This window comes from Paraburkholderia elongata, from assembly GCF_013177735.1.
GTDB classification, from domain to species: Bacteria; Pseudomonadota; Gammaproteobacteria; order Burkholderiales; family Burkholderiaceae; genus Paraburkholderia; species Paraburkholderia elongata.
Genome location: NZ_WOEZ01000238.1, coordinates 1 through 12,271, shown reverse-complemented (window position 1 = coordinate 12,271; position 12,271 = coordinate 1). Strand labels below are relative to the sequence as shown.

Annotated in this window: 10 protein-coding genes; all 10 read right to left on the bottom strand. The window is 62.8% G+C overall.

Annotated elements, in window-relative coordinates; translation table 11 throughout:
* Window positions 1-15 precede the first annotated feature (15 nt).
* The gene (aceB, locus tag GNZ13_RS41285) at window positions 16-1,608 is read right to left on the bottom strand and encodes a malate synthase A (protein WP_172176027.1); all 1,593 of its coding nucleotides are present in this window, start codon (window positions 1,606-1,608) and stop codon (window positions 16-18) included.
* A gap of 123 nt (window positions 1,609-1,731) precedes the next feature.
* Complete coding sequence (locus tag GNZ13_RS41280) at window positions 1,732-3,021, bottom strand: polyhydroxyalkanoate depolymerase (protein ID WP_172176025.1); 1,290 nt, start codon at window positions 3,019-3,021, stop codon at window positions 1,732-1,734.
* Between the two features lie 186 nt (window positions 3,022-3,207).
* Window positions 3,208-3,951, bottom strand: a complete 744-nt coding sequence (phbB, locus tag GNZ13_RS41275) for an acetoacetyl-CoA reductase (protein WP_172176023.1) — start codon at window positions 3,949-3,951, stop codon at window positions 3,208-3,210.
* Between the two features lie 139 nt (window positions 3,952-4,090).
* On the bottom strand, window positions 4,091-4,594 hold the full coding sequence (locus GNZ13_RS41270; RefSeq protein ID WP_172176021.1) for an ureidoglycolate lyase: 504 nt from the start codon (window positions 4,592-4,594) through the stop codon (window positions 4,091-4,093).
* A gap of 20 nt (window positions 4,595-4,614) precedes the next feature.
* On the bottom strand, window positions 4,615-5,616 hold the full coding sequence (gene alc / locus GNZ13_RS41265) for an allantoicase (protein ID WP_172176019.1): 1,002 nt from the start codon (window positions 5,614-5,616) through the stop codon (window positions 4,615-4,617).
* Between the two features lie 52 nt (window positions 5,617-5,668).
* A complete protein-coding gene (locus GNZ13_RS41260; RefSeq protein WP_172176017.1) occupies window positions 5,669-6,847 on the bottom strand; it encodes an acetyl-CoA C-acetyltransferase in 1,179 nt (392 codons plus the stop codon).
* Between the two features lie 45 nt (window positions 6,848-6,892).
* Window positions 6,893-8,212, bottom strand: coding sequence for a C4-dicarboxylate transporter DctA (locus GNZ13_RS41255; RefSeq protein WP_172176015.1), 1,320 nt, complete (start codon window positions 8,210-8,212; stop codon window positions 6,893-6,895).
* A gap of 180 nt (window positions 8,213-8,392) precedes the next feature.
* The gene (gene eno / locus GNZ13_RS41250) at window positions 8,393-9,676 is read right to left on the bottom strand and encodes a phosphopyruvate hydratase (RefSeq protein ID WP_172176013.1); all 1,284 of its coding nucleotides are present in this window, start codon (window positions 9,674-9,676) and stop codon (window positions 8,393-8,395) included.
* 47 nt (window positions 9,677-9,723) lie between these two features.
* Window positions 9,724-11,151, bottom strand: coding sequence for a pyruvate kinase (gene pyk, locus GNZ13_RS41245; RefSeq protein WP_172176011.1), 1,428 nt, complete (start codon window positions 11,149-11,151; stop codon window positions 9,724-9,726).
* A 1-nt stretch (window position 11,152) separates the two neighbouring features.
* On the bottom strand, window positions 11,153-12,271 hold a 1,119-nt coding region (locus GNZ13_RS41240; RefSeq protein ID WP_172176009.1), incomplete at its 5' end, for a glycerate kinase type-2 family protein.

The following is a 12,271-nucleotide window of genomic DNA, read 5'->3' as shown; positions in this document are numbered from 1 at the left end:
CACGCATGCGCTTTGTCAGAACTCCTCGTAGAGCGGCAGCGTCAGGAAGTCGGTGAACTGTTCCGATGTCGACATTGCTTCGAAGATCTGCGCGGCGGGTTCATACGGCTTCGTATCGCCGCCAACTGCCTTCTTCACGTTGTCGAGTTCCTGCTTCGTCAGATCGCGCACCAGTTCTACCGTGACCTTGCGGCCGTCGTCGAGCGCGCCCTTCGGCGAGCGGATCCACTGCCACACCTGCGAGCGCGAGATTTCCGCGGTGGCCGCGTCCTCCATCAGGTTGTGAATCGGTACACAGCCATTGCCGGTCAACCACGCACCCAGGTAGTGAATCCCGACGTTGATGTTGTTGCGCAAGCCCGCTTCGGTGATCGGTGCTTGGGGACGGAAATCGAGTAGATCCTTCGCGGTGACCTGCACATCGTCGCGCTGCTTGCCGATCTGGTTCGGTTTGTCGCCGAGTACGTTCACGAACTCCTTCATCGCGATCGGCACGAGGCCCGGATGCGCGACCCAGCCGCCGTCGTAACCGTCGCTCGCATCGCGTGCCTTGCCCGAGCGCACGCCTACCATTGCGCGGTCGTTGGCCGCCGGATCGTTCCTGATTGGAATCAGTGCGCTCATGCCGCCGATCGCCGGTGCGTTGCGGCGATGGCAGGTCTTCAACAACAGCAGCGCGTACGCACGCATGAACGGCGAGGTCATCGTGATCTGCGAGCGGTCGGCGAGACAGAAGTCGCGGTCGTTCTTGAACTTCTTGATCTCCGAGAAGATGTAGTCCCAACGGCCGGCGTTCAGACCCGAGCTGTGTTCACGCAGTTCGTACAGGATCTCGTCCATTTCGAACGCGGCAAGAATCGTTTCGATCAGCACGGTCGCGCGAATCGTGCCGCGCGGAACGCCGACCGCTTCCTGCGCGGCGACGAAGATGTCGTTCCACAAACGCGCTTCGAGATGACTTTCCATCTTCGGCAGATAGAAGTACGGGGCCGTGCCGCGGGCCAGCTGTTCTTTCGCGTTATGGAACAGGAACAGCGCGAAATCGAAAATGCCACCCGACACCCGTTGACTATCGACCAACACGTGCTTCTCGTCGAGGTGCCAGCCGCGTGGACGCACGATCAGCGTAGCGAGCGTTTCGTTGAGCTGGTAAGACTTGCCGTTCTGTTCGAGCGAAATCGTGCGGCGCACCGCTTCCATCAGATTGATATGGCCGGCGATCTGGTTATCCCAGCTCGGCGCGTTCGAATCTTCGAAGTCCGCCATGTACGAATCCGCGCCGGAATTCAGCGCGTTGATGATCATCTTGCGCTCGACCGGACCGGTGATTTCCACGCGGCGGCATTGCAGATCTTGCGGCAGTGGCGCGATCTTCCAGTCGCCTTCGCGCACGCTCTTCGTTTCGGCGAGAAAATCGGGGCGCTGGCCGGCATCGAGCCGCCTCGCGCGCTCGACGCGCGCCTGCAGCAGCGCCTGGCGACGCGGCTCGAACGTCCGATGCAGCTCCGCAACGAGTTCGAGCGCGTCGCGCGTGAGGATCGTTTCGAAGCCCGGCCTGATCTCAGCCGAGATTTCCATACCCTTGGGCAGCGCTAGCGGGGTCGCCATGATTTTTCCTTGATCGGTCAGGCTACAACGATGCGAATGACACTGTGTCGATGCACGGCTTGCGTACCTTCACAGGCCTGATGCATGCAGTCAGCACGTTTCCCGGAGGAGCGCGCGGCTCACTTACGCCTCGACCGTTTCGGCATCGTGCCTGGATCTCTGCCTCGATGCCTGGTTGTGCTCGAGGATGAAGTCGCGCAGTTGCGGATAAACAATCGTGCGCCAGCGGCGGCCCGAGAAAATGCCGTAGTGGCCGCATTTTTCCGCGGTGAAGTGACGCTTGTCCTTCTCCGGAATGCCGCTGCACAACTCGTGTGCAGCGCGCGTCTGGCCGTCGCCCGAGATGTCGTCGAGTTCGCCCTCGATCGTGAAGAGCGCAGTCTTCCTGATGTCCTGCGGATGCACGCGAACGCCGGCGACGTCCCACGTCCCTTCCGCGAGACGGAATTCCTGGAACACCACGCGGATCGTGTCGAGGTAGTACTCGGCGGCCATGTCGAGCACGGCGTTGTACTCGTCGTAGAAGCGGCGATGTGCTTCCGCGTCGTCTTCGTCGCCGCGCAGCAGGCTCTGGTAGAAATCCCAATGCGACGCCGCGTGCCGTTGAGGGTTCGTCGCGACGAAGCCGGCGTGCTGCAGAAAGCCCGGATAGACCTTGCGGCCGCTGCCCGGATAGTTTGGCGGCACCGTGTGAATCACGTTGTTGTCGAACCATTCGAACGAATGCTGCGTGGCGAGCGAATTGACCGAAGTCGGGCTCTTACGCGCGTCGATCGGGCCACCCATCATCGTCATGGTGCGCGGCGTGTCTTCGCCGCGGCTCGCCATCAGCGAAATGGCGGCGAGCACCGGGACGGTGGGCTGGCATACCGAGATCACGTGCAGATTCTTCGCGCCGATGTGGCGGATGAATTCCTGGATGTACGCGATGTAATCGTCGAGATGAAACTCGCCTTCTTCGAGCGGCACCATGCGTGCGTCGATCCAGTCGGTCAGGTAGACCTTGTGGTCTTGCAGCAACGTGCGCACCGTATCGCGCAACAGCGTGGCGTGGTGGCCGGACAGCGGCGCGCACACCAGCACGACCGGTTCGTCTTTCATTTGCGCGACCGCCCCGCTGTCGTCGGCGAAACGCTTGAAGCGCAGCAGGCGGCAGAACGGCTTCTCGATAATCGTCTGTTCGATGATCGGAATGTGGTGGCCGTCCTTGACGATCTGGCGCAAGTTGAATTCAGGTTTTTCGTAGTCCTTGCCGAGCCGGTACAGCAACTCGCAGCCGGCCGACAGCCGATTGGCGCCAGGCACATAGGCGAGCGGGCTGGCCGGATTCGCGAACGAGTTCGAGGCAGCCTGCGCCCCGGCAGTCAGCGGGCTCAGAAACGCACGCTGTAATTCATGCCATTGGTAAAGCATAGGTCCTCCTGCGGTCGAGGCGATCCGTGCGCGGCCATCCACAGTCAACAGACCATGGTGACGTGGCTCACGAAATCGCCTCTCAGGGATCCAGCCGGCGCACCGCTTTCCGGTGCGCGTGTGTCTGGATAATGGCGTGCGACTGCATTCTCGATTTGTATAGACCGGGGTTTACCGATCTCACTGCTACTGCATGTGCTGCCCACCGTTGATGGCGATGTTGGCGCCGGTAACGAACGCCGCCTCATCGGAAGCCAGGTAGATGATCAAACCTGCCACTTCATCCGGTTTGCCAAGCCGTCCGACCGGAATTTGCGGCAGGATCTTCGAGTCCAGCACTTCCTTCGGAATGGCCGTCACCATCGCGGTGCCGATATAGCCAGGAGACACGGTATTCACCGTGACACCCTTCTTCGCCACTTCCAGAGCGAGCGCCTTGCTGAAACCATGCACGCCGGCCTTGGCCGCGGAGTAGTTCGTCTGCCCGAACGCACCCTTGGAGCCATTGACGGAAGACACGTTGATCACCCGCCCCCAGCCGCGCTCGACCATGGCGTCGACGAGCGGCTTCGACATGTTGAACAAGCTGTCCAGATTGGTCCGGAGCACCGCGTCCCAGTTGACCTTGTCCATCTTCTTGAAGGTCATGTCGCGGGTAATGCCGGCGTTATTGACCAGGATATCGATCGGTCCAAGCTTGGCCTGAACCTCGGCGGCCGCCTTGGCGCAGGAGTCGTATTCAGTCACGTCGCAGGGCACGGCGACGATGTCGTAACCCTTCTGCTTCATCGTCGCCAGCCAGTCGTTGACCTTCTTATTGCCGGGCGAATAAGTCGTAGCGACGCGATAGCCCGCGTCCGCCATCTTCGTGCAGATCGCTTCACCCAGGCCGCCCATGCCGCCGGTTACCAGTACCACTCGTTCTGCCATGATTGAACTCCTCCAAAGTCATTTTTGTGATCGGATAAGCGGGTCGCCTATACCGCTGCGACCAGCATCCGTTGTTACGCGACAAGCGAAACCGGCAACGAAAGCCGGTCCCGCCAGATCGATAGGCCCGTGCGCCCGGCTATACCTTGAGCACGGGCTGCTCCTCTTCCCCAAACCAGAATTCATCGCAGTTGCGTTCCGGTCCGCCACGATCGACCACAATGAACTGCATCGCTCGCTTGGGCACCAGCAGCACGTGATGCCACACGCCACGGTGATAGTTCACGCCCTGCTTGCCGTTCGTGATGAAGGCACGCAGGTCGCCGACCTTGACCGTGTCGCCGCGCGGCGCCACCACCACGACAAACGGATTGTTATCGAGCGGAATAAACGCCTGGCTCGATAGCTGGTGACGCTCGACAAACTTGACCATCGACGGAAACGTATTCGGCTTGGCGCGCAGCCAGCTGATCAGCGTCCGGCCGCCCGCCTCCTGCGTGTCCACGCGTGCGAGGTCGTGATACCGCTCGACCATCTTGTCGTTGATATGGAAAAAATCACGACCCTCGTATTCGATGACATCCCCGAACGACGCAAAAGCTTCGTGCGTCAGTGGCATCAACTCCAGTGTTTGCGATGACATGTCCTGCTCCTCGCCGGCGCTCAGGCGATCTTGCCGAACAGGCGCAAACGGCTGATCCCGCCGTCCGGGAAGATGTTCAGACGCACGTGGCTGACCGGGCCGATGCCTTGCACCTGCTCGCTAAACTTGTGGATCGCGTCCATGCCCAGCTTCTGCTCGGACAGCAGCACCGGCCAGAACATGCTCTGTGTGATCAGCGATTGCTCGGTGCCGCCGGTCACGTGAGCCGCCTGGATCGAACAGCGGTCGGGGAAGTTGCCCTTGAAGTGAGCGGTATCGACGACGATTTCCTCGATCGTGCCCAGATGCCCCAGCTCGATGATCAGCCAGTCGTTGCCCGGTTCGCGGCGCCGCCGCGTTTCCCAACCGTCACCCATATTGACGCCACGGCCCGGTGTCAACAGCGGATGCGGCGGCCCGAAGTGCGAGTCGTTCCAGGCAATCGGCCGGCCGCCGTTTTCCACCGCACAGAGATCGACCACGGCCTGCGGATCGCGCTTGTCCCAGTTGCATTGAACCTGCCCGTGAATGCGTAGGCGCGCGACGCCGCCATCCGGATAGATGTTCAGGCGAACGTGCGTCCAGGTGCGTTCATCGTCGACCGACACATAGTGGTGCGAATTGCCTTGCAGATTGACCGACGGCACTGCCTCGTGCCACACCGTGCTGTCGGTCGGATCGCCTTCGCTGTAGCACGCGTCGAGCGAAGCCGCCGGCGGAAAGTTGCCTGTGAAGTGGCTGGTGTCGATCTCCACGCCTTTGATGATGCCGGGCAGCCCTAGTTTGACGACGCATTGGTCATAACCGCCGCCGCGGCGCCGCCGCGTTTCCCAACCGTCCATCCACTTGCCGTGGTCGTCGAACTTGCCGACGATAAACACCGCGGGGTCGGGGCTCAGCATGCGCTCCGCCGGCGCGAACCACTCGTCGGTACAGGATAGGGGCTTGGCGCCAAGGCGTGGCTGCGCCAGGTTGAGCCAGCGGGTGACGAATTCCTGCGGGGTATTAACGGTAATGGTCATGATTTCAGCTCGCTAGATACTGTGACTGGTGTGCTGGAGTACTGACTAACGACTAACGCTCGATCGCAAGCGCCACGCCCATCCCTCCGCCGATGCACAGGCTGGCCAGCCCGCGCTTCGCGTCGCGGCGGATCATTTCGTGGATCAGCGTCACCAGGATGCGGCAGCCCGAAGCACCGATCGGATGACCGATCGCGATCGCCCCGCCGTTCACGTTGATCCGGCTCGTATCCCACTCCATCTGTTTGTTCACCGCGATCGCCTGGGCCGCAAACGCTTCGTTGATCTCCATCAGGTCCACGTCGCGCGGGGTCCAGCCGGCCTTCTTCAGACACAATTGGGAGGCCGGCACCGGGCCCATGCCCATCACGGTCGGGTCTACCCCGGCCGACGCATAGGCCTTGATGCGCGCGAGCGGCTTCAGCCCAAGCATTTCGGCCTTCCAGGCCGGCATCATCACGACCGCGGCCGCGCCGTCGTTGATACCCGATGCGTTGCCGGCGGTGACCGTGCCGTCCTTGGCGAACGCGGGGCGCAGGCCGCCGAGCGCCTCGGCCGTGACGCCGGCCTTGATGAATTCATCGGTGTCGAAGGACAGCGTCGGCCCCTTCTTCGAAGGAATCTCCAGCGCGATGATTTCGTCCTTGAACTTGCCGGCCTTCTGTGCCGCCTCGGCTTTCTGCTGCGAGTGGGCGGCAAACTCGTCCTGCTCCTGACGCGAAATGCCGTGTTGCTTCGCGACGTTCTCGGCGGTGGTGCCCATGTGGTACTGATTGAACGCGTCCCACAGACCGTCGACGATCATCGTGTCGACCAGTTTCGCGTCCCCCATGCGAAAGCCGTCACGCGAGTTGGGCAACACGTGCGCCGACGCGCTCATGTTTTCCTGCCCGCCGGCGACCACGATCTCGGCGTCGCCCGCCTTGATGGCCTGCGCGGCCAGGTGGGTAGCCTTGAGGCCCGAGCCGCATACCTTGTTGATGGTCATCGCCGGAACCATCGGATCGAGGCCGGCACGGATCGACGCCTGGCGCGCAGGGTTTTGCCCTACGCCGGCCGTGAGCACCTGGCCCATGATGACTTCGCTCACCTGATCGGGTCCGATGCCGATCTTCGCAAGCAAATGCCTGATAACGTGCGCGCCCAGGTCGGCGGCGGCAACCTTAGCGAGCGAACCGCCGAATTTACCTACCGCCGTGCGTCCGGCTGCCACGATGACGATTTCATCCATGTGCTACCTCCGTAAAAAGGGGTGACGTCATGCGTCCGGCGCGGCTTATTTCGCCGTGCCGACGCCAGGCAGGAATTCCTCGACATGCTCGTCGAGATCGACTTCCACTTCGCCGTTGAGGACGCGCCTCGCCTGCGCCTTGTCGATGTCCTTTTCCCATGCCGCGATGACCACGGTGGCCACACAGTTGCCGATCATGTTGCCGGCCGCCCGGGCAATGCCCATGAACCAGTCGACCGCCAGCACCAGCACCAGTCCGATCACCGGAATGTCGGGGATGGCCGAGAGCGTCGCCGCCAGAATCACGATGGCCGAGCCCGGCACGCCGTGCGCGCCCTTGGAGGTGATCATCGCCACGCCGAGGATGACGAGCAGGTGGCTAAGCGACAGATGCGTGTTGGTCGCCTGAGCGATGAACACCGCTGCCAGCGTGAGATACATGGAAAACGCATCGAGGTTGAACGAGTAACCGGTGGGAATGACCAGCCCCACGGTGGAATCCTTGATACCCAGCCGCTCCAGTTTCCGCATGATCTGGGGCAGCACGCTATCGGAAGAAGCCGTGCCCAGCACCACCAGCAGTTCGTCCTTCATATAGCGGATCAACTTGAAGATATTGAATCCGCACAGTCGAAGCACACCGCCACTGATAAAAATGACGAACAGCACCACGGCGAGGTAGAACGTGCCGACCAGATAACCCAGTTGCTTGAGCGAGCCGAGGCCATATTTGCCCACCGTGAAAGAGATCGCGCCAAGTACACCGAGGGGAGCGAGCTTCACGATGAAGAACATGATCTTGAACAGCACGTGCGAAATCTTCTCGATGAACGAGGTGACCGGCTTGAACGGCTCACCCAGCAGCGACAGCGCGCAGCCGAACAGGATCGAAATCAGCAACACCTGCAGCACGTCGCCGTTGGCAAACGCCCCAATGAAGGTATCGGGGATGATTCTCATGAGGAATTCAGCGGTGCCCGTGCTCTTCACGTGCGCGGCGGTCGTCAGGTATGAACTGAGCGCGGACGGGTCGAGGGTTTTGGGGTCGATATTCATGCCCACGCCCGGCTGCAGCACATAGCCGAGTGCGAGACCGAGAGCGAGCGCGATGGTGGTGATCACCTCGAAGTACAGCACCGCTTTCCCGCCGACCCGGCCGACCTTCTTCAGATCGCCCGCGCCGGCGATACCGTGCACCACGACGCAGAACACGATCGGCGCGATCAGCATCTTCACGAGCTTGATAAAGCCGTCGCCCAGCGGTTTCAGCTTGATCCCGAATTCGGGAACAAAGACACCGAGCACGATGCCGAGTATCAGCGCTATGACCACCTGGCCGAATAGCGACTTAAAGAATTTAGGCATGTCTTCCTCCAACGATATGATTTGTCGAGACGCGAGTTGGCGCTCGATTGGCGCTCGATTGGCACTTCATTGCCGCCTTATTGCTGCTCTTTTGCCGCTCTATTGCTGCTCTATTGCCGCTCTGTTACCGCTCGGTGACGGTGTCCGCACGCAACGCGCAGCGGACACCGCGACCCACGGCTATTTCAGGACCGGAAAGGCCGCGCGTCCGGCATAGCGGGCCGCGCTTCCCAGCTCCGCTTCGATGCGCAGCAGGCGGTTGTACTTCGCCACCCGGTCCGAGCGGGACAGCGAGCCTGTCTCGATCTGCCCTGCTGCGGTGGCGACGGCGAGATCGGCAATCGTGACGTCCTCCGTCTCCCCCGAGCGGTGCGAGATCACGGTGGTGTAGCCGGCGTTGCGCGCGAGATCGATGGCCGCGAGCGTTTCGGTCAGCGTGCCGATCTGGTTGACCTTGATGAGGATTGAATTACCGACGCCCTCGTCGATGCCGCGCTTGAGAATCTCGGCATTGGTGACGAACACGTCGTCACCCACCAGCTGCACGGTCTTCGCCAGCCGGCCGGTCAGAAGCTTCCAGCCGCTCCAGTCCTCTTCGGCCATGCCGTCTTCGATGGACAGCACCGGGTATTTGCGCACCCAGTCGGCGAGAAAGTCGGCGAACTGCTCAGAACTCAGAGTCCTGTCTTCGGCGTCGAGGCGGTAGTTACCTTCACTATAGAACTCGGAACTCGCCGCATCGACGCCCAGATAGATGTCCTTGCCCGGCCGGTATCCCGCCAGCTCGATGGCGCGCATGAGGATGTCGAGCGCCTCTTCGTTGGACGACAGATTCGGCGCGAAGCCGCCTTCGTCGCCCACCGCCGTGCTCAGGCCGTGGTCATGCAGCAGGCGCTTCAGCGCATGAAAGACCTCGGTGCCGTAGCGCAATGCTTCGCTGAAGCTCGGCGCACCCACCGGCAAAATCAGAAACTCCTGCACGTCCACCTTGTTGTCGGCGTGAGCACCACCGTTGATCACGTTCATCATCGGCACCGGCAAGAGCGGTTCCCGATCGCGGCCAAGGTAACGATAGAGCGGCTGTCCCGCGTCGGCCGCGGCGGCGTGAGCCGTCGCCAGCGAAACCGCGAGGATCGCGTTGGCGCCGAGACTCGACTTGGTGGACGTGCCGTCCAGCTCGATCATCGTCTGGTCGATGCCGGCCTGGTCAGCCGGGTTGCGCCCTTTTAGCGCGCTGCGGATCTCGTTGCTCACGTGTGCGACTGCCTTTTGAACGCCCTTGCCGCCGTAGCGCTTGGGGTCACCGTCGCGCAGCTCGAGCGCCTCGCGCTTACCGGTCGAGGCGCCGGACGGAACCGCCGCTACGCCACGCGCACCGGAATCGAGCAAGACTTCCGCGGCCACCGTTGGGTTGCCGCGCGAATCGAGAATCTCGTAGCCGCGGATATCCTGGATCTTTGCCATTGACATTTCTTCCTCAGAAGCAAGTTAAGCCACCATTCACTACCGTTCTAGATCTGCGCAATGCGCAGCAGGTTGGTCGTGCCGGACGTGCCGAAGGGCATGCCCGCGGAGATGACGATGGTCTGGCCGGCCTCGCCGAAACCCTCCTTCACCGCGGTCTGGCAGGCGAGATCGCTCATCTCGGGGACGCTCTCCACTTCGTTGCACAGCACCGAATGCACGCCCCACACGAGGGCGAGGCGTCGTGCGGTGGCGAGCCGCGGCGTCATGCCGATGATCGGCGCCTCAGGGCGTTCGCGCGCCATGCGCAGCGCGGAATAGCCGGAGCTGGTATAGGCGACCGTGGCGGCCACATGCAGCAGTCCCGCCACCCGCCGCATCGCGCAGCCGATGGCGTCCGCCAGATCCGCACGCGGCGCCGAATGCGACGCCTCGATCGCTTCCCGGTAGTGCGGGTCCGCCTCGGTCTGGGTGATGATGCTGTTCATCATGCTCACCGCCTCCACTGGATATTTGCCGGAAGCCGATTCGGCCGACAGCATCACCGCGTCGGCGCCGTCATAGATGGCGGTGGCCACGTCGGAGGCTTCGGCGCGCGTGGGCACCGGCGCGCTGACCATCGACTCGAGCATCTGCGTGGCCACGATCACCGGCTTGCCGGCCTTGCGGCAGGCCCGCACGATCCGTTTCTGAATCGCCGGCACCTGCTCGGCGGGCATCTCCACGCCCAGGTCGCCGCGCGCCACCATCACGGCATCGGTCTCCGCGACGATCTCATCCAGACTCAGGATCGCCGCCGGTTTCTCCAGCTTGGCGCAGATCCCGGCGCGGCCCTTAACGATCTCCTTGATCTCGCGAATGTCCTCCGGACGCTGCACGAAAGACAGCGCGATCCAGTCGATCCCCAGCGTGAGGCCGAAGTCGAGGTCCTTGCGATCCTTCTCGGTCAGCGCGGACAGCGGCAACACCACGCCGGGGACGTTGACGCCCTTGCGATCCGACAGCGGGCCGCCGTTGATGACCCGCGTCTCCGCAAAATCGGCACCGCAGCGCTCGACGCGCAGGCGCACCCGGCCATCGTCGAGCAGCAGATCCGTGCCCTCGGTGAGCGCGGCGAAGATTTCAGGGTGTGGCAGCGAGGCGCGAGTCTTGTCACCCGCCTTGTTGCGGTCGAGATCGAGCCGGAAGCTGTCTCCAGCCGCCAGTTGGATCGGCCCGTCGGCAAAGGTGCCGACCCGCAGCTTGGGTCCCTGCAGATCGAGCAGCACGCTGATCGGCCGGCCCAGATCGCGCTCGATCTCGCGGATGGTATCGAGGCGCTGCTTGTGGTCTTCGTGCGTTCCGTGACTGAAGTTGAGGCGAAAAACATCTGCGCCAGCATGGAACAGGGCTTCTATGGTTGCCCGGTCTGCACTCGCCGGCCCCAGTGTGGCGACGATCTTGGCATTGCGGTTGCGGCGCGTGTCGGTGCTCATATCAGTTCTCTCTTGCGACGTTTTCAGTGAGGAGGATGGCGCGGAAATCGTTCACGTTGGTCAGTGTCGGCCCGGTCACCATCGAGTCGCCGAGCGCCTCGAAGAAACCATGGCCGTCGTTCTCGGTGAGCGCATCGCGAGGTTTGATACCCTGGGCCCAGGCGCGGGCGAGCGTATCGGGGGCAACAAAAGCGCCGGCAATTTCCTCCAGGCCGTCCACGCCGTCGGTGTCTCCAGCCACCGCGTGGATGCCGGGCTGAGCGCCGAGCGCAATGGCGAGCGAAAGAAGAAACTCGACGTTGCGTCCACCGCGCCCTTCGCCGCGCACGGTTACCGTGGTTTCACCGCCTGAGAGCAGCACACACGGCGGTTGGAACGGCTGCTTGCGCTGCGCGACCTGCAACGCGATGCCGGCCATCACCTTGCCGACGTCGCTTGCCTCGCCCTCGATGCTGTCGCCCAGGATATGGCTGGCGAAGCCGGCTTCGCGCGCGATTTGCGCGGCGGCTTCCAGCGCCATTTGCGGCGTGGCGATCATGCGCGTATCGATGCCCGCGAGGCGCGGGTCGCCGGGTTTGACGGTTTCGCTTGCGCCGCTTTCGAGCAGCGCGCGCACCCTCGCCGGCACGTCGATGCCATAGCGCTTGATGATGCCCAGCGCGTCGGCGCAGGTGGTCGAATCGGGTACCGTAGGACCGGAAGCGATGTCCATCGGGTTGTCGCCCGGTACATCGGAAATCAGCAGCGTGACGACCTTCGCAGGATGGCAGGCGGCAGCAAGCCGCCCGCCCTTCACCGCCGACAGGTGCCGGCGCACGCAGTTCATCTCGCTGATGGTGGCGCCCGATTTGAGCAGCGCGCGCACAACCTGCTGCTTGTCCTCCAGCGTGATGCCCTCATGGGGAAGTGCGAGCAACGCCGAGCCCCCGCCGGAAATCAGACACAGCACCAGGTCGTCGGGAGTGAGACCCCTCACCCGTTCCACGATGCGCGTGGCCGCAGCGAGTCCGGCCGCATCGGGCACCGGATGCGCCGCTTCGACGATCTCGATGCGCTGGCACGGCACGGCGTAGCCGTAGCGCGTCACCACCAGGCCTTCCAGCGGACCGTCCCAGTGATC

Excerpts from the sequence above, each read along its gene's own strand:
- aceB (WP_172176027.1), bottom strand. The coding sequence starts at position 1,608 with ATGGCGACCCCGCTAGCGCTGCCCAAGGGTATGGAAATCTCGGCTGAG.
- GNZ13_RS41260 (WP_172176017.1), bottom strand. The coding sequence starts at position 6,847 with ATGGATGAAATCGTCATCGTGGCAGCCGGACGCACGGCGGTAGGTAAA.
- GNZ13_RS41255 (WP_172176015.1), bottom strand. The coding sequence starts at position 8,212 with ATGCCTAAATTCTTTAAGTCGCTATTCGGCCAGGTGGTCATAGCGCTG.
- GNZ13_RS41270 (WP_172176021.1), bottom strand. The coding sequence starts at position 4,594 with ATGTCATCGCAAACACTGGAGTTGATGCCACTGACGCACGAAGCTTTT.
- phbB (WP_172176023.1), bottom strand. The coding sequence starts at position 3,951 with ATGGCAGAACGAGTGGTACTGGTAACCGGCGGCATGGGCGGCCTGGGT.
- alc (WP_172176019.1), bottom strand. The coding sequence starts at position 5,616 with ATGACCATTACCGTTAATACCCCGCAGGAATTCGTCACCCGCTGGCTC.
- eno (WP_172176013.1), bottom strand. The coding sequence starts at position 9,676 with ATGGCAAAGATCCAGGATATCCGCGGCTACGAGATTCTCGATTCGCGC.
- GNZ13_RS41280 (WP_172176025.1), bottom strand. The coding sequence starts at position 3,021 with ATGCTTTACCAATGGCATGAATTACAGCGTGCGTTTCTGAGCCCGCTG.
- pyk (WP_172176011.1), bottom strand. The coding sequence starts at position 11,151 with ATGAGCACCGACACGCGCCGCAACCGCAATGCCAAGATCGTCGCCACA.